Source organism: Vibrio sp. 070316B (assembly GCF_013114115.1).
GTDB classification, from domain to species: Bacteria; Pseudomonadota; Gammaproteobacteria; order Enterobacterales; family Vibrionaceae; genus Vibrio; species Vibrio chagasii_B.
The window spans coordinates 90,640-111,952 of record NZ_VTYC01000014.1 but is presented as its reverse complement, the minus strand read 5'-3'; the positions used below and the strand labels follow the sequence as shown (position 1 = coordinate 111,952).

The 21,313-nt window shown below is 44.8% G+C and carries 14 protein-coding genes; 5 read left to right on the top strand and 9 right to left on the bottom strand.

Features of this window, described 5'->3' with window-relative positions; genetic code table 11:
• The first annotated feature begins 59 nt into the window (after nucleotides 1-59).
• Together F0251_RS12715 and F0251_RS12710 are read left to right on the top strand one after the other, a co-directional pair.
• On the top strand, nucleotides 60-1,178 hold the full coding sequence (locus F0251_RS12715) for a substrate-binding domain-containing protein (RefSeq protein WP_061031040.1): 1,119 nt from the start codon (nucleotides 60-62) through the stop codon (nucleotides 1,176-1,178).
• The gene (locus F0251_RS12710) at nucleotides 1,175-3,652 is read left to right on the top strand and encodes an EAL domain-containing protein (RefSeq protein WP_171731103.1); all 2,478 of its coding nucleotides are present in this window, start codon (nucleotides 1,175-1,177) and stop codon (nucleotides 3,650-3,652) included. The genes F0251_RS12715 and F0251_RS12710 overlap by 4 nt, the downstream gene beginning before the upstream one ends.
• Nucleotides 3,653-3,757: 105 nt before the next feature.
• Here F0251_RS12710 and F0251_RS12705 read toward each other — a convergent pair whose 3' ends face one another.
• The 9 genes from F0251_RS12705 to F0251_RS12665 all read right to left on the bottom strand — a co-directional run bounded on the left by F0251_RS12705 (nucleotide 3,758) and on the right by F0251_RS12665 (nucleotide 15,679).
• Complete coding sequence (locus F0251_RS12705; protein ID WP_171731102.1) at nucleotides 3,758-4,663, bottom strand: LysR family transcriptional regulator; 906 nt, start codon at nucleotides 4,661-4,663, stop codon at nucleotides 3,758-3,760.
• A 143-nt stretch (nucleotides 4,664-4,806) separates the two neighbouring features.
• On the bottom strand, nucleotides 4,807-6,093 hold the full coding sequence (locus F0251_RS12700) for a BatD family protein (protein ID WP_253821631.1): 1,287 nt from the start codon (nucleotides 6,091-6,093) through the stop codon (nucleotides 4,807-4,809).
• Nucleotides 6,094-6,179: 86 nt separating this feature from the next.
• Nucleotides 6,180-7,871, bottom strand: a complete 1,692-nt coding sequence (locus F0251_RS12695; protein WP_171731100.1) for a VWA domain-containing protein — start codon at nucleotides 7,869-7,871, stop codon at nucleotides 6,180-6,182.
• Nucleotides 7,864-8,937, bottom strand: a complete 1,074-nt coding sequence (locus F0251_RS12690; RefSeq protein WP_171731099.1) for a VWA domain-containing protein — start codon at nucleotides 8,935-8,937, stop codon at nucleotides 7,864-7,866. The genes F0251_RS12695 and F0251_RS12690 overlap by 8 nt, the downstream gene beginning before the upstream one ends.
• Nucleotides 8,930-9,469 (bottom strand): DUF4381 domain-containing protein, encoded by a 540-nt coding sequence (locus tag F0251_RS12685; RefSeq protein ID WP_171731098.1) that lies wholly within the window; start codon nucleotides 9,467-9,469, stop codon nucleotides 8,930-8,932. Before F0251_RS12685 ends, F0251_RS12690 begins: the two co-directional genes overlap by 8 nt.
• Entirely contained in the window at nucleotides 9,470-10,432 is a 963-nt protein-coding gene (locus F0251_RS12680; protein WP_128164099.1) for a DUF58 domain-containing protein, read from the bottom strand.
• 12 nt (nucleotides 10,433-10,444) lie between these two features.
• Nucleotides 10,445-11,428 carry a MoxR family ATPase gene (locus F0251_RS12675; RefSeq protein ID WP_105058109.1) on the bottom strand — a complete coding sequence of 328 codons (984 nt, stop codon included), beginning with the start codon at nucleotides 11,426-11,428 and terminating at the stop codon, nucleotides 10,445-10,447.
• Between the two features lie 128 nt (nucleotides 11,429-11,556).
• On the bottom strand, nucleotides 11,557-13,941 hold the full coding sequence (locus tag F0251_RS12670; RefSeq protein WP_171731097.1) for a tetratricopeptide repeat protein: 2,385 nt from the start codon (nucleotides 13,939-13,941) through the stop codon (nucleotides 11,557-11,559).
• A 190-nt stretch (nucleotides 13,942-14,131) separates the two neighbouring features.
• Nucleotides 14,132-15,679, bottom strand: coding sequence for an arylsulfatase (locus F0251_RS12665; protein WP_171731111.1), 1,548 nt, complete (start codon nucleotides 15,677-15,679; stop codon nucleotides 14,132-14,134).
• Between the two features lie 345 nt (nucleotides 15,680-16,024).
• Between F0251_RS12665 and F0251_RS12660 the strand changes: the two genes are divergently transcribed.
• From F0251_RS12660 to F0251_RS12650, 3 genes are all read left to right on the top strand, one after another.
• Nucleotides 16,025-17,587: an arylsulfatase gene (locus F0251_RS12660; protein WP_061031050.1), complete on the top strand. Its 1,563-nt coding sequence runs from the start codon at nucleotides 16,025-16,027 to the stop codon at nucleotides 17,585-17,587.
• A gap of 260 nt (nucleotides 17,588-17,847) precedes the next feature.
• A complete protein-coding gene (locus tag F0251_RS12655; RefSeq protein WP_171731096.1) occupies nucleotides 17,848-18,924 on the top strand; it encodes a cytochrome-c peroxidase in 1,077 nt (358 codons plus the stop codon).
• Nucleotides 18,917-21,304: an ATP-binding protein gene (locus tag F0251_RS12650; RefSeq protein ID WP_171731095.1), complete on the top strand. Its 2,388-nt coding sequence runs from the start codon at nucleotides 18,917-18,919 to the stop codon at nucleotides 21,302-21,304. Before F0251_RS12655 ends, F0251_RS12650 begins: the two co-directional genes overlap by 8 nt.
• The last annotated feature ends 9 nt before the right edge of the window (nucleotides 21,305-21,313 follow it).

Here is a 21,313-nt window from a genome sequence, read left to right as displayed (position 1 = left end):
TTTATTAACAATATTATAAATATAGGGCGATAATGATTTAAAGAACTTTTATAAAACTGATGAATAAAATATTTAACTTTGCAAGTGCATTACTTGCTATCACTTGCAGCTCAACAAGTTTTGCAGGGTACCCAGAAGACGTATTTTTCAAATACGCTGAAAATAAGGTTACGCGTGCGGTGTCTTACCAAACCACTTGGGGAGGACCAACTGCAGGCCCTGCGATACGCCATGAAAAAAGCATCATTTTTGTTGCATCGGACCTGCGTAACGGTGGTGTTTATGGTGTGGGGAAAGGCCTATCTGAAGCGATTTCAAAAATTGATTGGCACCTACGTTTTGTCGATGGTTTAGGATCTGAGGTTCGCCAAGGGGCAGCCATTAGAAAAGCAATCGGCTTTCAACCCGATGCCATTGTGCTTGGTGGTATTGATGCAGTACGTCATCAAAAGATCCTAAAACAAGCCCAAGATTTGGGCATCACCATCATTGGATGGCACGCCACAGAATTAGCGGGTGGAAATCCTGAGATTGGTCTGTTTACCAACATCACAACCGATCCTCTGGATGTAGCAGAAATCGCTGCTTTATTGTCTATTGTTAACTCAAAAGGCCAAGCCAAAATTGTGGTTTTCACCGACCCAAATTACGAAATTGCGATGATAAAAGCGAATGCAATGGTGGATACTATCAAACAGTGCCGCCAGTGTGATGTGCTTGAGCTGATCTACCTTCCACTCGATCAGATCGACCAAAAAATGCCATCTACCTTGAAGATGCTTGATAAAAAATATGGTGACAACATCACCCATATTTTAGCGATTAACGACCTATATATCGATTATGCCATCCCCTCCTTAGAGTCAAAAATCGAAGATAACAAGTTGATTCCCAATAACATTTCGGCAGGCGACGGCAGTAAAGCCGCGTACAAAAGAATCAACAGAGACAAGTTCCAGTCTGCGACCGTTCCTGAGCCTCTATACCTTCAAGGTTGGCAAATCGTTGACGAACTCAACAGAGCGTTTAATAACATGCCGCCTAGTGGTTATTCTGCGCCTGTTCATCTCGTCACGCCAAAGAACGTAGCAGAGCTTATTAACAACGAAACGACTGGCATTTATGACCCTAAGAATGGCTACCGCGAAGCGTATCTGAATATTTGGAAGCCACAATGAAATTCAATCAAATTAACATTACCCAGCGCTTCATAATATCCAACTTAATATCACTACTTATCGTAAGCTTCGCGGTCATCATGGTGATTCGCTCTTTGTATTATGTCGAATCAACGCTTAAAACAGAAACCTCTACACATGTCTCCGAGTTGATTGTAAATTCCGAGATAAGTCGACGAGTTTTTACCTTGACCTCTCGAGTAAAACTACTCGAACAGACCTTTCTATTCAGCGAGAATACCTTGTCTGAAGAGGCTTTTAACGTTGATTTCCAGCTGCAAAAACTAAGAGATTTGTCTACAAATGAAGGATTTTCACAGAAAATAGATGCCTTTATTGACAACTTCCACCGTTTCTTAGGCAGTTCACTTGCGCTTAATCGAATCTTAAAACAAACCAATCAAATTGATGCCACCTTAGCAGCCCAACTCAATAAGCTGGAGTTTGCTATTGCTGACAGTAAGCTGAAGCACCTCAATCAAAATGACTTTATTCGATACAACAATGAGTTGGATCTGATGAACATGCTGAGGGAATCTTTTCTGACTTCCGGAAAAATGGTCGGTGACATACACAGCCGCATTACACCAGAAACAGAAAAAGTGCTGTTAATCAAAGTCGAAAAAGAGCTCGATATCTTCTTACTGCACTTAGAAAACGTTGATATAAAAACAGCAGCGGTAATCAGCGAGAAGCAGAAAATTCAGAAAACAGTTAAACGCTATAATGCGGCACTTAAACGAATTCGTGCCAACCTAGAACAACGTTGGCTGGTCATGGCTTCTCTATTGGATGCACAAAGCGATCTATTAGAAATGGTAGAAAATACAGAGTCTCGTGTTCAAAACCAAGCTCTGGCCCTCACTGCTCAACTAGAAGAAGAGATCGGTGAGTCGCGCTTTAACGCAATTATCATCAGCTTTTCTGCCGTTATCTTGTCACTGCTGTTACTTAACCATGTCGTCAGACACCATATTCAAAAACCACTCAACGCACTTAAGCATGGTTTCAATCGTTTGGAGTCTGGCAGCCTAAAAGAGCCTATCGCGCTTGGTAGAAGCGATGAATGGTCTCATTTAGAGAAAGCCTACAATGACATGGCTGGTAGGCTGTCTGAAGCGTATTTGGACCTAACTGAAGAGAAAAAGAACTTCGACTTTCTTGCCCACCACGATCCGTTAACAGGTTTAGCAAACCGACTGTTAGCGACGAAGAGATTAGATGAGGAGATTAAACGGTCTCGAGAGCATAACTCATTTTTCTTACTGTTCTATCTGGATATTGATGAGTTTAAAACCATCAATGACTCGCTAGGACACGGGCAAGGTGACAACCTGTTGATCAACGTATCAAATATTTTGACCACGCTTGTTGGCAACAATGGCTTCGTCGCACGAATGGGCGGCGATGAGTTTATGGTCGTGTTCTCTGACATCAGCTTAAGTAAAGGTGAACAACTGGCAGACCGACTAAACCAATCACTCCGCAAACCTTACTATGCCGACAACAACTCGATATTCGTTGCTGCAAGTATAGGCGTGTGTGAGTACCCTACTCATGGCTCAAGTGGTGAAACTCTAATCCGAAACGCAGATACTGCCATGTATCACGCCAAGCGCAATGGCAGAGACCAATATCGCGTCTATGCCGACAAGATGACTCATGAAGTCAATGATCTTATCGAAACCAACATGGGCTTGCATCAGGCCATTGCTAATGACGAACTAGAAGTGTTCTTCCAACCAAAAGTCGATCTGGACACGCAAGAGATCATTGGTGCTGAAGCGCTAGTCCGTTGGCGACATCCTAAGTTGGGCCTTTTGCCTCCGGCTGGTTTTCTGGAAGTCGCAGAGAAGAGTGACCTTATTATCGACATTGATAAGTGGGTATTTAAAAAAGTAGCTAACCTCATCACCGACTGGCAACGCTCAGGAATCGACTTGGAGGGGGTAACTTTCTCAATCAACTTCTCTGCTCGGATGTTTTACATGACCGACCTCGCCGAGCAACTCCAAGTAATACTCGATGAGACAGATTGTCAGCCACATCAACTGTTACTTGAGATAACAGAAAGAGACATGATGCGAGATTTCGAGACCTGTTCGAGAACGATAGAAGTGCTTCATTCCAAGGGCTATAAAATTGCCATTGATGACTTTGGTACCGGTTACTCTTCACTATCTGTGTTGAAAAACCTCTCAGCAGACTGCGTCAAACTCGATCGAAGCTTTATTGAAGACATCAACTCATCTAAGGTTGATTACGAGATCACCTGTGCGGTATTAAAACTCGCACAAATACTCGATTTTTCAGTGATTGCTGAAGGACTTGAAACGCAGAACCACGTAAAGACTCTGCGTCAGATAGGTTGTAAATACGCACAAGGTTACTTCTTTGCTAGACCTCTACCTATAGATGACTGGGTCTCATATTTTGTTGGCAATACGGAGCAAACATCACAAGCATCAGTATAGGCTGTCGCTTCAAGCTCAGTGGAGTCAGTGGTTTGTACCCTACTCCAGACGTAATAAAAGCGTCTGGAGTGGGTCTACGAAACCACCACTCAGCTAACGAAAGCGCTAAGCCGAGACCTCTTTTGCTGCGGCTTTGATCTTGGCGCGTAACCACTTGTGGCTTGGTTCGTTAGTGCGGCTTGGGTGCCAAATCATACACATATCGAGGTTGTCCAGTTCGAACGGCAGCGCTAGCGTTTTAACCTTGTACTTTTCAGAGAAGCAACGCACCGACGACATCGGAAGCATTCCGATATAATCTGAGTTTTCGATAACCGGCAACATTTCAACTACACCTGCTGCTCTATAAACTACTCGACGTTTCTCAAGGTCTCTATAGTGCTCCGAACTCAATAGGCTTCGGCGTGCATGCCATTTGGATACCACCACATGCTCAAGCGACAAAAATTGTGTCATATCGATGCTATCGCCAATAGTTGGATGATCAGTGCGGCACACCACCACCAACTGTTCGGTAGAAATCACCTCATGCTTTAGCGTCGTTCTTCCTTTTGGCGTCATATCAATGATTACATCATGTCTTTGTAGTCTTAGATCCGACTCGTAGTCTTCTGTAAACAAAGGGTGAATTTCTAAGGCAATACCCGGTGCTACCTGGCTAATCAGTTGCATCACCTTAGGCATCATTTCGTAGCTCGCCGCCGACACACAGGCGATAGAGAACACGCGGCCGGAGGTTTTAGGGTCAAAGTCTCTTGATGCAGACAAGGTCGACGTAAAGTTCTTCAGTGCGGCCGCCATCGCTGGGTAGATATCCATCGCGAAAGTAGTTGGCTCAACACCTGAAGTGGTACGGTGAAACAGTGGCTCATCATAAATATCTCTCAGCCTTGCAAGTGCTTTACTCACAGCTGGCTGACTAATATCCATGCGGCTAGCAGCTCTAGATAAGTTCTGCTCTTCATAGATAGCGACAAATATAGGAATTAGATTTAGCTCGGTACTTTTCATACAGTTCCATATTAAAGAAGCAGGTTCCCTATAGTAGGGAACCTGCTGATTTTGTTCGATGCGAATTGCTAAAAGTTGTGCGTAATGCCTCGATAAACCTTGAATTTTTATAGGTATTTCAACGATACAAGAGCATCACGTGGCTACTTAGTTTTATCTTTTAAGTCTGGCAAGGCTTTAGGAATTTTCAAGCGACTTACGATCGACCGCGAAGAGTCTAGTTTTCCATTTGTATTGGTAATGGGTAGCTTTTTTAACCCTTGCAACAAACGCTTGAACACGCTTTTATTTTCATGACCTTGTTGAAGAGCAGTACTGTCCTCTTGCCATGAATTTTCATTACTGGCTTTTGCTAACTCTAACTCAGAAGTGTGTTGTCGCAATTGACGGTAAATAAACGTTCGCAGTTCTGCCCACTCTCCTTGTTTAATCAAACGATGGACCACCAACCAAGTCGGTGTTGGTCGAGCCGCGTAATAACGCTTACCAATAACAAACAGCACCGCACCTACTAATAAGATTAAACCAATCGTTATGAATACCGACATATAGGCTTTAATAAAAGAACGTAATGTGTGCTTGGCTTCAAACACTTCGCCCTTAATAACAACATCTTCTAAACGTTGCTTATCACTATTCCACCATTGAAACTTGAATTCAGGAAGCGTCAGTTCACCACCTTGTTGAATCACATAGACTGATTCTTCAATTCGGCTTGAACGATAGTCCCCTCGCTCTTGGGTATCATCAAGACGATTCGGTTGCGGATAGGCTTGATACTGCTGTGTAGATTCGTTGGTTAGTACGTTAGGTAACAACACAGATAAGCTGTCTTTTGCCTTAATGGCCACTGTTCGAGTGATTGCATCGCCGACTTTCAGCTCATCGCTAGAGCGTTGCCACTTTTGCTCAACCTCAACATCCGTTGCTGCGAACCAAGGCGAGTCTTCACTCAATAACCCAGAAGGTAGCGAAGCTTCAAACTTAATCGGTTGGGTGTAAAGTGTACCAGTCACGTTAGAACCATCGGGAGCTGACACCTTTATACTCACAGGCAAGGTAGGAATAACAAAAGCACCCGATGCCATCGGATAAAGGGTGATTTCCCAGCGCTGGCGAGACCAAGTAGTACCACCTACTCTCTCGGTGTAATTCGTTGCAAGCTGATTACGCTGCTTAGCAATCACGTTCGGGATTTCGATGCTACCGATGCGTGTGCCACCCGTAAACCAGCGTGGTGTTGCGACTTCGATATTCAAAATTACTTGTTCATTCACACTCACCTTAGTTGGCGCTATCTTGTCGCCCTGCTTAGGTTTTTCTCCCACCCACGCAATCAGTTCAACATCGCCACTGCGTTGCAAATCATAAATATCAAGGGCATAAGCTGAAGGCGAACAAAGAGCAATAATTAACCCCAACAACATCATACTGAGACCATGTCGTAGACGGTTTAACGGCTCGGTTGGTTGAGAGTCTCTATGCTGACCGAGAGACAAAGACTGACTGAAGTTCATTACTTTTTCTCCTGGTTAGATGTTGTTGAAGGTTCACGCAGCTGGATTTGAAACTTAGCGCGAAGAAAATACTTAGGATCTGCCTCTACTCGCTTTAACCACTTATCAGCGAGCTCTTGACTACCAAGAATTTCATTGGCATTGAGCGTTTCTTTTAACATGAGCTCAGCAACTGTCTCCTCTTCTGCACCATCGCCCGTACGTGGCTTATCCTCGTCTAGTTCAAACGATTCTTCAGGGCCATCCGTCGTCCCTGCTTGGCTTTCACTGGTTCGGTTAACTTCTTCAACAATGCCATTAACCACGGCTAAGTTGTGCTGAACCTCAGGCTTTAAATTAGAGTCAAGGTCAGGCTTATCATTTAAACTTTTCAGCAAATCTCGTGCAGCCAGATACTCTCGTTGCCTAGCTAGAGCACTAGCCGCGTTGTATAAACCAAAATCACTGTCGACTTGTAAGAAGGCACTATGGGCAAGCTTAAACTCGCGTGCGTAGTAGTAAGCGACGCCTTTCCTAAGTGGATCCTCAAAGTGTTTCGCCGCTTCTAGATACTCTTGTTGATTTAACAATCGCTGACCCTGTTGGTCCGGAGTCAGCCATAAATCCCACCACCATTGGGCAGTTTTATCCCAAGCCGATAATGTTTCCACTTCAGCAGGTCTGTCCGCCGTCAGATGAACCGTTTTTGCCATTGTATTTGGCGTATAAAAGGTACCTGTCGTAACAGCTCCTATTAGACACCACTGCACGAGCCAGCCTTTTCGGAACCAAAGTAACATGATCAAAGCAATAGGGAACAACAAGCCGTAACCCATGTCTTTCCAAGGCATTGAAGACTCACCATTGAGCTGCATATTGCGCTCAACCGCACTGTTAAGCGCTTTGATGTCAGAGTCATCTACCGTCACTTCAATCAAGCGACCACCGGTAGCCTTGGCTAACGTGCTCAATGAATCAAGGTCTATTGGGTTATTACTCACAATTTGGCTATTACCTGCGGCCAAGATCAACAGCTGGTAACTGTTTTCATTGAAGAACTTTTCGTACGCCTTGATGGTAGTAGGGTTTACGCCATCAGAAACCAGCAACACAGTTGAACCCGGTTCACCAGACAATTGTTGCTGAACCAAAAGCAGGGCTTTCTCAGCAGCTTTACCATCAACAGGCATAATTTCAGGGGTAATTGCTGCCAAAAACGGTTCGAAAACTTTGCTATCTTGAGTAACCGGCATCGCGACATGTGCACTTCCTGCATACACAACTAGACCTGTATTACCGCCTTTGCGCGCCGCCAATAAGTCTCGAATTTTTTGCTTCGAGCGCTCTAAGCGACTAGGAGGTAAATCCTTTTCTAGCATGGATTCGCTATTATCAAGTACCACCAACATTGAGGCTTTGTCTTCACCAAATGGCGATGCTTCACGCTGCCACGTTGGCCCTGAGCAAATAATGATCGCAATAGTCACGATAACCATCAGCAGCTTGAGTGGCAGTTGTTTGCGCCACCCGGTCTCACCGATCGTCAGCGCATTACGTAAATGCTCTGGCAGAATATCTTTCCAGCTCGGTTTGGTCTCTTCTCGCCAACGTAACCAAAGTAAGAAAAACATCGGCACGAATGCTAAGAGCCAGAGTGGGCGAATAAAATGAAACTGAGTAAAAAACTGTTGAACTGCGAGAGAATCAAACATCACTCTCTCCTTTCGTTTCAAGGTTCGACAAACGAACGGCACGGCGACGTCTTACCGTTGCAAGGCTAAATGCAGTGAGATACATGAGTACAACGACTGCCATTAAATAGTGGTGTAAGCCCTGCTTAGGTCGATAGGTTGTGCTTTCGTATAACTGAGGCTCAAGTTGACCGATTTGCTCGTAGGCAGTGCTGAGTTCATCACGGTTTAGCGCTTCAAACGCCTCACCGCCAGATTCAGAGGCGATACGCTTGATGGTCTCCATGTCCAAGGCTACTTCACCCACAGTCTGAGGATCGCCCATCGCAATAACGTGAATACGAACCCCTTTCGCCTTAGCCACTTTTGCAGCATCAATTGGCTCTACAAAACTGCCTGTGTCATTACCATCGGTAAGTACAATTACAACCTTCTCACGTTCGATATCGTTTTGGGCTTGTTCGACAGACATCTGCTTACCGCTCTGCTCAAACACTTTTATCGCTAAGCCAATCGCATCACCCAAGTGAGTACTCTGCCCTGCCATCGCCACATCTGTTTGATTTAATAGTTCTAGCCATACATCTTGGTCAGCAGTGAAAGGAGTTTGTACAAACGCAGCATCACCAAACAGTATCAAACCTAAGCGGTCGCCTTTTCTGGTTTTCGCAAAGTCCGCCAACACCTCTTTCGTTGCTTCCAAGCGAGAGATTTTCTTGCCTTGCTTAGATGTGAAGTCTTGTTCTGCCATTGATCCAGATAAATCAACGACCACCATGACATCTCGACCTAATTGTTCACGCACTTGAGGTTCACCAAGAATGGTCGGTTTAGCCAAGGCACAAACAACCAAAACCCAAGTAATAATGAGTGTGGTGCGTTGCCACCAGCTTGGCGTCAATTGACTTGCCCCTTCAGAAGGTGCTTCCCCAATCGCTTCCACCAATTCGTGGAAGAACGGCACTTTAATGGCCATTTGTTTGATGCGATATGCCGGCACCGCTAAGTAGACCAACAGAGGTAAAGGCAGTGCAACGAACCACAAAGGATGTGCAAATTCAAAGCTAGAAGAGAAGAGATTAATCATTTGCTTGCCCCTCAACCACCACTTGAACATCAGGCTTATGAAGTTTTAGCCACATCATAGAGGTTTGAATGACTTCCGTGCGCTGTTCAAAGGTCAAGCGTACCTTTGGATCAATGAGGCTTTGCATCCATAGTCCTGAGATTTCGTCAGCAAAGAATGCGTTGTTACTCTCTGTTTGCCCATTCACAGGAAGATAATCATTCAAGCGTTTCACATAAGCTTGCCCAAACAGCTTTGCATTGCTGCTGTCTAGATAACGCAGTACAACCTTAAGCACTTTAAAAGCCTGCTCAGGGGAGTTTATGTCTCTCGCATCCAATAACATCAATTCATTAAGTGCTTCTTTTCTATAGCGATTATTCCACCATCTTAGCGCCAAACGATAGGCCAGGTAGAGAGCCGCTAATAACAAGATAACGCCAAGGATCTTCCAACCGATGGTTTGTGGAGCCCAGCTAACACTATTAGGTATCGCCACATCGTGAAGTTCACGCAGGATATAAGTACTAGGAGGCGTATGTTCGACTGTCATTTAGCGCCCTCCCACTAACTTTTGTAACTGGGAGATATGATTGCCAGACGTGTCTAATTCGATATACGGAAGGTTTTTCATCGCCATTAATTTAGCTAGAGATTGTTTTTGAAGTGCTGCTTTCTGAGCCAGGCTCTCGCTTGCAAGGTTGACCTTAGATTGGCTATCTAGGCTCAATTGAAAACGACCGTCACCCACCACCCAGTTTGCGCTTGCAAGATCTCTTGGCAGTGAGCGCTCCAATGGGTCAGTGACCATGATGGCGAGAATATCGTTATGCTGTTGAAGTTGTTTCAAACGGTCTAGGTGATGCTCTTGGCAATCACGCCAATCGCTAATGAAGATCAACGTCGACTGCTTTAACCTCATTCGCTTAATCAATTCGATCCATTGAGTAAACCCGACTCCTTCATTGTCACTCACATTCACGCCCAGACTTTGGTTCGCTTTAGCAAGGTGTTTGAGTTGGGATAGTAAATCAGACTGAGAACGCTGCGCTTTTGTGTGAAATAGCTTTTGGTGTGACGCCAAAACAAAACCGACGCGGTCTCCATCCTTAAGAACCCGCCAACCACACAATGCCGCGACTTCAGCGGCAACGACGGACTTCATGGTGTCTTGAGAGGCAAAAAACATTGAGCTGCGTTGGTCTACACAGATCATCACATTACGGTCTTTCTCTTCGGTATAGCTACGAACATGTGGTTTCCCAGTTCGCATGGTAACTTTCCAATCGAGGTTACGGATATCATCACCGAGTTGGTAATGCCGTAACTCTTCAAAGTTCAAACCACGACCACGAAACAACGAATTGTGCCTTCCCGAAAGGACACTGCCCGCTTTTAGGTGAGGCAACAGAGAAAATGACTCAGCTTGCGCCTGTATTCGCACTAACTTTGAGTAATCACAGTACAGTCTTGGATCAAGGCCTTGCGATTTGGGAGCTTGTGTTGGCTTCGCCATGACGCCCCCTTATTATCCGATCTCTACGTTATCAAGTAGCTCTTCAACGACTCTCTGATGGTCGACCCCGTCAGCAAGCGCATCGTAAGACAGTGAGAATCGGTGCCCCAACACAGTTGGCAGCATTGCACGAACATCATCCAACGTGACGTGGTCACGCCCTTGTAGCCAAGCATAAGCGCGAGCACACTTATCTAGAGCGATAGAAGCACGTGGACTCGAACCAATTTCAATCCATTTGGACAAGTTAGATTCTGGGTAACGTTCCGGCTTTCGAGTTGCCATAACTAACGCCACGATATAGTTTTCAACTAAATCAGACACCGCGATTTCTGGAAGTTGGCGCCGTGCCTCAAGCACTAATTCAGGTTCAATATGCTGCGGAGTCACTAGCTCGGAACTGGTCTCATTGCCTAGCTCTTCACTGCGAACCAAGCGAATGATGTCACGCTCTGCTTCATCTTCTGGGTAATCAACCGTCACTTTCATAATGAAACGGTCCATTTGCGCTTCAGGTAGCGGGTATGTACCTTCTTGCTCAACTGGGTTTTGAGTAGCGAGTACCATGAATAGGTCAGGAAGGATGTGAGTTTCACCACCTACTGTGATCGTGCCTTCAGCCATCGCCTCAAGCAGTGCCGCTTGTACTTTAGCTGGCGCACGGTTTACTTCATCGGCTAGGACAATACTGTTGAAGATAGGCCCCGGTTGGAAGTGCAGTTGAGGTTTCCCGTCTAGCTCTTGATACACCTCTGTACCCGTCACATCTGATGGCAATAGGTCTGGTGTGAACTGGATTCGACCAAAACTGGTATTTAATAAGTTGGCAAGCGACTTTACTGAACGTGTTTTCGCTGTGCCAGGAAGCCCTTCTAAAAGCACATGCCCATTGGTCAATAACCCTATCACCAGAGCCCGAACGACGTGGCTCTGTCCGATAACACTTTTTTCTGTTTGTTCAATCAGTTGGTTTATTGCTTGCTGCGCATGGTTCATAGGTCTTCCTTTATTCAAACTGGCTGCGTACATCCTACTCACAAGCTCGATAACTATTGGTTATAAACGCAATAAGTGGTTATGGTGTAAAACGTTACAACCACCATAACCAATCTAACCTCATCATTTTATTTGAGCCTGGCCTTCAGTTGGTTAATGGCTTCTGGCGGCGCCACTTTGCTCAATGATGAGATACACTGTTCAAATGCTTTTGGCACACCCGGTATATGGCTGTTTCGCGCCAACACCTCACACTGTGCATACAAATGTTGAGGGTTTCGGCTAAATTGATAAGCCTTGTGTAATGACTGGCTCGCCGCAAGTACATCTGACTTTTCCAATGCCAAGCCATACACATACCAATATTGCGGATCGGTTTGTGCTGTTTCTGCCGCTTGTTTTAGATAACGCGTTGCTTGGTCATAGTCTTTCACTCGTAGCAGTGACAGCCCTGCACTGTATGGCAATACACTCGATTTCGGCTGAGCTTCAATACCTTGCTTCAACGTCGACAGCGCTTTTGATTCGTTACCTTGCGCTCGATACAAATCCGCCAAGTTGGCGTAACTGTTTTCGAAATAAGGCTCAATTTCGATAGCCCCTAAATAGAAATCTATCGCTTTTTGATATTGGCCTAAATCTCGGTAAACGTTACCTAGGTTAGTGCGACCAAACCCTCTGTCGGCATTGAATTGCTGTATCTCAATGTACTCTTCCAATGCAGGCTTAATTTGGTCTTTCTGCAGAGGATTCATTTCTCCCCAATAGCGCACCAACGCACCTGCAGTTTCGGAGCGAATCGACAATACAGGATCTTTCAGTAATGGCTCTAGAATCTGCCAACGATCAGTAAATGGGAAACCAGACGAGCCTTGCACAACACCCAAACGAATCATTTCATCATCGTGTTTCACCGCTCTTGCCAATGAGATAAGTGTATTCTTGCCCGTATTGCCACCTAAGCGCTCCAAGCTTGATGCTCGAATAATATTACTTAAGCTAGAATCCTGAGCCGAATACGCCAGTGCATCTTCCGCGCCTCTGTGCCCTATTGAGTCCGCGTAAAAAGCCACAGCAAAATGCTGTTGGTTTCGATATTTAGAATCAGGGAGCCATTGACCAATTTGCTTATCGGCCCATTGATCGGTTTTGTCTTCATGGCAACTGGTACACACGTTCGGCGTTTTAATATGTTGGCTAATATCTGGACGCGGCACATGCCAGCTATGGTCACGTCTCGGATCGACCTCCATATACGTCGTTTCAGGCATGTGGCAAGTGGTACATTTTGAAGCTTCTGTGTTTGCCTGGTGGAAAGTGTGTTTTTCTGGTGTGTATTCCGATGCAATATGGCACTGACTACATACCGCTTCTTCCGCAATTTTCAGCTCTGCGGTATGGGGATCGTGACAGTTCGTGCAAGTGACGCCTTTCTCAGCCATCGCTGACTGTAGGAATGAACCGTAAACATAGTCTTCATCATAGATTTGACCATCGTGATGATAGAGTTCCGGGCTAATTAAGCTCAAACGGTATTTATCAAAAAACGAGCCATTGACGTGATCCGCCGTCTCATTCAGTTGTGTGCGTCGGCTATGGCACTGAGCACAGGTTTGAACTTGGTTGGTATGAATGATGTCTTTCGGTTGAAGGGTGGAATTGCCCTCTTGGTAAACCCACTCTTTGACCGACTTAGACAAATCGCGGTCAAAACCATAATGCGCCGTGAGTTGAACGCTTTTACCACCATTGGCTTTAGCAGAATGAACAGCTTGCTTTGCTTGTTCAACGTGCTCACTTGCAGGGCCATGACACGCCTCACAACCCACATTGATTTCAGACCAAGTTGTACTGTAGGTGTTGCTTGCCATGTCGTAGTTCTTTTCTAGGTTTGTTGAATGGCAATCAGCACACATGAAATTCCAATTTTGGCCGCTATTGGTCCAATAAAATTCATCGGTGTTGGTTGTATCGGGATAGAGGTGAAACCAGCGCTGTCCTCCCTCACTCTCGGTGCGAGAGTCCCAAGCAAAAGGAATGAGCTGAACACGACCGTCTTCAAACTCAACCATATATTGCTGAAGTGGTTCAAAAGCAAAGGTATAACTGATTTTGTAATCTTTGAATTGACCATCTGGCCCTTCAATGTTGACCCAGAACTCATCACCTTTGCGATAAAAACGATTTGGCTTACCTTGATGCGTGATGGTTTGGTTATCAAAATTACCTAAAACGGAATCACCTGTGGCGTGCTTCATCGCCATATCATGATGAGAGCCCAGCCAAGCTTCGACTTCTGCGCTGTGGCAATCAATACAAGCCTCTGAGCCTATGTACGTGGCTGACGAACCGCTTTCCGTAGATTTAGACACGGCTTTAGTAGCTTTATCACTGACAGGCGACGCTTGTTCACTCGCGCAAACATTGAAGCTCAATATCGTGATAATCGCGGATAATACTGCAACTCGCTGGTGTTTCAATCCGTTCACTAGTGAGCACAACAATGCAGACATAACATTCCTTGTTTTATACATCCTTATGCTTAATAAGGTAGACGCAAAAACAACTAATTTACAATTATTTAGTGACCATGAGCTCGATTGTTGTGATTCATATTCAGGACATGTGGCTGCTCACGACTGCACCCATAAAAAAGAGCTCCGAAGAGCTCTTTTCATCCAGTTGGTATATCCAAGTAGTCGATTACTTGTTATGAGACTCCTGAAGTTTCTCCATAACCTGATCCAAACTAAAGCTCGCTGCTTTTTGACGTGGTGGATATTCAGCGAATGTTTCTAGGAACTTGCCAACATAGGCTTGTGCTGGAACGAACATGTACGCGTGGTCAAGCAACCAGTCGTAGTATGTATTCGAAGTGATATCAGCATTTTCGTACGGGTCCATTCTAAGGTTAAACAACTTAGGAAGACGCAAGGTCACAAACGGTTCAGCCCAAATTTGCATAGTACCCGTAGCTCGTTGCTCCATGAATACCGCTTTCCATTGGTTATAACGAAGCGCCGCTAAATCACCATCATCTGTGAAGTAGAAGATTTCGTGACGACGACCTTTTTCTTCTTCACCCGTTAGGTAAGGAAGGAAGTTATAACCATCTAGGTGAAGCTTAAAGGTTTTATCACCCGCGGTATGACCTTTGAGTAGCTTCTCTTTGATCTGATCATCACCCGCTGCAGCAAGGAATGTTGGCATCCAGTCCATGTGATGCATGATTTCGTTAGAAATAGTTCCAGGTTCAATTTTACCCGGCCAACGAACCATTGCTGGTACACGGTATGCGCCTTCCCAGTTGGTGTTCTTCTCACCACGGAACGGTGTTGTACCCGCATCAGGCCAAGAGTTCATGTGTGGACCATTATCCGTTGAGTAGAAAACAATCGTGTTGTCTTTGATACCTAACTCGTCGACTTGCTTCAGTAGTTGCCCAACATGGCGATCGTGTTCCACCATACCATCAGCGTAGTTACCAACGCCTGTCACACCTTTACTGTCCGCTTTCACGTGAGTCCTGAAGTGCATACGTGTTGCGTTCCACCAAACGAAGAAGGGCTTGTCGGCTTTCACTGCGCGATCCATAAAATCAAGCGCGGCATCGAGCGTTTCTTCATCAACGGTTTCCATACGCTTACGTGTTAATGGGCCCGTATCTTCAATCTTGCCGTCAGCAAATGATTTGATAACACCACGCGGGCCGAATTTCTTACGAAACTCTGGATCGGTTGGGTAATCTTCATTTTCTGGTTCTTCTTCAGCATTTAGGTGATAAAGGTTACCAAAAAATTCGTCAAACCCGTGCGCTGTTGGAAGGAATTCATCTTTGTCGCCAAGGTGGTTTTTACCAAATTGACCTGTCATGTAACCCATAGGTTTAAGCAGTTCTGCAATCGTAGCATCTTCTGCTTGAAGGCCAATATCAGCACCCGGCAAGCCTACTTTACTTAAGCCTGTTCTTAGTACACTTTGACCTGTAATGAAGGTAGAGCGACCTGCGGTACAAGATTGCTCTGCGTAGTAATCGGTAAACATCATGCCTTCTTTGGCGATGCTATCAATGTTCGGAGTTTGATACCCCATTAAGCCAAAGGTGTACGCACTGACATTAGATTGACCAATGTCGTCACCCCAAATGACGAGAATATTCGGTTTTTCTGCCGCGAATGTGGTGGTGGAAGCCGCCATCATCGCAGTACCCAAAATCGCTAATCGACGTTTGACGCCATATTTCGCTGTCATAGAAACCTCTTCGTTAGTTATTTGCATCCTGCCCTACAACGTATAGTCCATTTTTTGAACGATCGCGAGATTCGCTAAACTATTAATCTATTTGTCATTTTTATGAGACACGGATACAAAACTTACTGGTTTAATTTGCATCTACAAACTTGATAGGGATCACACATGTAAACTAAGGGTTTATTAGAAGTATCAAGTTAAACTCCTATTAATCAATAATTTAACCCTACATCATAACGATTGGTTATAAACACTATAAAAGGACGGAACCCGGTTTTGGGAATAACATTTGTCCATCGATGTGTTGTTCTAACGCATTAATCTTAAAAGTGAATCGGAGTCCTTATGGGTACTAAAATTAATAAACTAGCATTAGGTGTTGGCTTATTAGCAGCTTCTTCAGCAGCGACAGCAGCAGAAAAACCAAATATTCTTGCTATCTGGGGTGATGACATTGGTGTATTCAACATCAGTGCATATAACAACGGAATGATGGGTTACGAAACACCTAACATCGACCGTATTGCTAACGAAGGCGCACTATTTACTGACCACTACGGTCAACAATCGTGTACAGCTGGTCGTGCTGCATTCCTAACAGGTCAAGAACCTTTCCGTACAGGTCTACTTACCATTGGTATGCCAGGTTCTGATCACGGTATCCCAGACTGGGCTCCAACTATCGCAGACCTTCTTAAAGAACAGGGCTACATGACAGCTCAGTTCGGTAAGAACCACATGGGTGACCAAGACAAACACCTTCCTACAAACCACGGTTTTGATGAGTTCTTCGGTAACCTTTACCACCTGAATGCAGAAGAAGAGCCAGAGACATACTACTACCCTAAAGATCCTGAGTTCCGTAAGAACTTCGGTCCACGTGGTGTAATCAAGTCTACTGCTGACGGTAAGATCGAAGATACAGGTCCTATGACGCGTAAACGTATGGAACACGCGGATGAAGAGTTCCTAGAAGAATCTCTAGCGTTTATGGAAAAAGCAGTGAAAGCTGACAAACCATTCTTTATCTGGCACAACACAACACGTATGCACGTGTGGACTCGTCTACAAGAAAAATACCAAGGTAAATCTGGTATCAGCATCTACGCTGACGGCATGCTAGAGCACGATGACCAAGTTGGTATCCTTCTAGACAAGCTTGATGAACTTAAAATCGCAGACAACACGATCGTAATCTACTCTACCGATAACGGTGCAGAGACCGTATCTTGGCCTGATGGTGGTGCAACTTACTTCCACGGTGAGAAAGGTACGACTTACGAAGGTGGTATGCGTGTTCCTCAACTAGTTCGCTGGCCTGGCGTAATCAAACCGGGTAGCAAGATCAACGATATCATGGCTCACCAAGACTGGATCCCTACTCTTCTAGCGGCAGCTGGTGATGATAAAGTGGTTGAGAAGCTAGCGTCTGACAAAGGTGCTACATACAACGGTAAAAACTGGCGTGTACACCTAGATGGTTACAACTTCATGCCTTACTTCGAAGGTAAAGAAGAGAAAGGTCCTCGTGACAGCCTACTTTACTTCTCAGCAAACGCAGAGCTAAACGCGGTTCGTTGGAATGACTTCAAGATTTCATTCGCAGTTATGGACGGTAACATCACAGATGCTGTACGTTTCCAACCAAACTGGCCACAAGTAGTACACCTACGTGCTGACCCATTCGAAAAAGCACCACACGAATCTGGCATGTACCTACGCTGGATGGCAGACAACATGTGGCTATTCGTACCAGTTGGCGGCAAGGTACAAGAGTTCATGCAGACGCTACCTGATTACCCAATGCAGAACAGCCAAGTACTGAACCCAGGCAACTTCAACCAAAATGCTTACATGCTGCAGGGCAAACTTAAGCAACTTGAAGCGGCAGCTGCTCAAGCTAAATAAGCAAAACTGAATTATGTATTTTGAGTTGAACAACTAAATTAAATACATAGTCAAATACAAAGCCGTGGTGACTCAAAGTAGTTTCCACGGCTTTTCTGTATCTATCAGCCAATGTTCCTATCCCTACTCCTTATCTTGCAACATTAGATTTATGAAACTAGATTTACAAGAGAACCCTTATGATTCACAAGGTAAATAAGGGGTGATTCAGACGGATCCTGAATTGATTTAATGGATTAAATTTAGATGGAACTGATGCTATGAAGACATCCTACTTGGCTGGAATAAGCATAACTGTTATTTGTGTTTCGATCGCTATACTGGTTTATGATGGTGCATCTTCAAACTCTCACTCTTCCTTTGAGCACAAAGACCATCACCCTGCTGATTCGTCTCATGCGGATTCGCATGCAAACGACACGCATAAAACCCGCCAACTCGCGAAATCTATTATCAAAGTCTTTCCAATTCCTAACGCCACTGAAATCGATCACGATTTGGCGAAAATTGGCTGGGTACTCTTCAAAGATCCAAATCTTTCCTCTAATCGCAGCGTCAGTTGCGAAACCTGCCACAGCCTTCAAACCAACGGTGCTGAGGTGATTCCTGTATCTGTTGGGGTAAATGGTGCCGGAATGCGCAACTCTCTTACTGTCTTCAACGCGGTTTTCAATTACCGATTCTTTTGGGACGGTAGGGTAAACAACCTTTCAGATCAAATAGACGGACCAGTACATGATGTGGACGAAATGGACTCTAACTGGGATCTAATTACCGATTATGTATCTAAGTCACCCACCTACATTGACCTATTTAAAAGCCAAGAAATGGCGATTGATACCGCCTCTGTCAAAGCCGCACTCATTGAGTTTATGCGCGGTTTAACCACCCCCGACTCCCCTTTTGATCGATATTTACGTGGCGATACTGCTGCACTTTCAGCCGCTGAAAAACGTGGTTGGGAAACATTTCAAGAAGAAGGATGTATTCGCTGCCACCAAGGCACCAATATTGGTGGAGGCATGGTGATGCGTTTTGGTTACTTCGGATTATCAAAAACAGGCTCCGAGCGAAGTGAAGACCAAGGTCGCTTTATGTTTACTCAGCAACCACAAGACAAGCATCTATTTCGTGTCGCGAGCTTAAGAAACGTCGCGATCACGGCACCTTATTTCCATGATGGTCAAACCGAAACCCTAGAAGAGGCCATTAAAATAATGGGTGAAAGTCAGCTTGGTAAAACGTTTGAAGAACAAACAATCAGTGACATCAAGGTGTTTCTCGAGACACTCACTGGGCAACGCCCCGAAATACTAGTGGAGTTTGAAAATGAATAAGATCAGGCTCATCTTTTTATTGTTCATCTCGCTTTTCATAGGCTTAATGAGCTTCATTATGCTTACCTATTTTGAACATGAAAAAGTCGCAAGATATGGCGAATCAGTTCGAGAATTGGGCCATGAAATCCTAGAGATGCGTGATCAGATAACGAACAGCGCCCTCACCGGAATTTCAAACCCTTATCAGCTATCAGAGAACTTGGTAACGCTAGAAAGGGAACTACAAGTACTCAACTTGAGTTATCAAGGAAAGAACATACATTCTACGTTTTTCCAAAGTCTACAAACTCGCCAGCTTTTAGAGCATTTCCACAACGCATCCATGTCTAATGTCGACACGCTAGACAACTTGGTGGGGTTAAGTGTTGCTCGTCAGTTTATCCTACAATCCCTTACCCTTTTACTCACCAACACAGAGTCTGCGAGCTCTGATTTTTCCCCCAAGTCACAGTTAAGTATCCAGAGTGAAATGCTCACGAGCATCCTATTCGCTGGAGCGTCTATCCAAGCTGAAAGCAATTCTGAACTAGCCAAGCTATCTCAGACATTTACCGAATTAAATCAGCAGCAAAGCCAACTCTTATCCCAAGTACTCTCTGTGCATAGCATGGAGTATATTGAGCAAATAGAGCATCAGCTAACGGATAGCCAAGACGAGTTAAAGGGGCTAACCGTCAAGTTAATCATCGCACTTGCACTGCTTACGTTTGCGTTCTCATTAATTCTGTTCATTCACCGACTCTTTGAACTGAAACGTAACAACCTCTCTTATCAAGAAGCGGCAGATAAAGCACAAAAAGCGAGTGAGGCAAAATCATTGTTCCTCGCGACAATGAGTCACGAACTAAGAACCCCTATGAACGGCGTATTAGGTATTGCACAAATCATCAAAGAAGATTCTCAAAGTGCCGATACTCGGAAACAGGCACAAATCATCATCGACTCAGGGCAGCACCTTGTCACCATTCTGAATGACATTCTCGATTTTTCTAAAGTTGAGCAAGGTAAAATGGAGCTCGAACTGAGTCCATTTTCCGTAACCGACGTTGTCACACACCTAGACAAAACGCTAACGCCGCTCGCCACCGATAAAGGGATATCTTTTGTTATTAAGGATAATATCCCAACCAATATTCAACTGCTTGGCGACTCAGCACGAACGCGCCAAATCTTATTTAATCTAGCCGGAAATGCCGTTAAGTTTACCGAGTCAGGTAAGGTCGAAGTCGAGTTCGAGATCGCCCCTACTACACCACCATCGGTCAACATTATGGTCTCCGACACGGGGATAGGTATTGCTGAAGACAAGGTTGACCACATCTTCACAGCGTTCGAGCAAGCAGAGCTCTCTACAACGCGTAAGTTCGGCGGAACGGGTTTAGGGTTATCAATAGTCAAACAACTGGTTGAATTGATGGGAGGAACCATTGATGTCTCCAGCCAACTGAATGTCGGTACTCGGTTTACTATTTCCTTGCCATTAGAAATGCACGAACTAGCAAAACAAGCTACTGAACAAGCGTCCACCAGCATTAATAAAACGCTCAAAGACTTCACTGTGCTTCTCGTAGAGGACAATAAAATCAACGCCATGGTTATCAAGAAGTTCTGTGAGTCTATAAACATGACTGTTGAGAATGCCTATGACGGGCTGCAGGCACTCGATAAATTGGCTATAAACCAATATGACTTAATCATTATGGATAATCACATGCCGAACATGAGTGGTATCGAGGCGATTCAAAAGATCCGCAATGAACTTAAGTTAACCACGGTTATTTTTGCTTGTACTGCGGATGTATTTAAAGAGGCTCATGACAAGTTTCTTGTGTCAGGGGCGAACTTTGTCCTTACGAAACCATTGCAAAAAAACAGCTTACAAAATGCCATTAATGAGTTTCATCATCAGTTTGAGATAAACAGACACCAATCTGTTCATTCTCGCCAATCAACCGAAACGAGTAATAGCAATGTCACCATGCTGACACGCCCACCTAAGAACAAACTGCCTCTTACAGAAGAAGAAATATCTCGTAGCCCATTACTCGAAGGCGATAAGCTAGCAGGCAATGAAAAGCTGAAGTGTTTAAACAACTTAGTTGATGAATTAGAGAATGAAATTGATGAGCTAATCGCCCTCTTCTCGGATGATAAACCCGATGATTTATCGAGAACTTTAAAAGCCGTCATCACTATTGCATCTAAGCACGAGATGTATGAGGTACTTGAGCTCGCTATATCTGCAGCGCAAACCACAGAGCAGCACATCATGCCTGAAGCCGAACTGCTGCAACAGCTCATCAATCGACTCATGGTAAACAGCCATCAAGCAACACGCTTAATACACAAACTCAACCAACAACGTAAAACCGGTTAACTGGGGTGT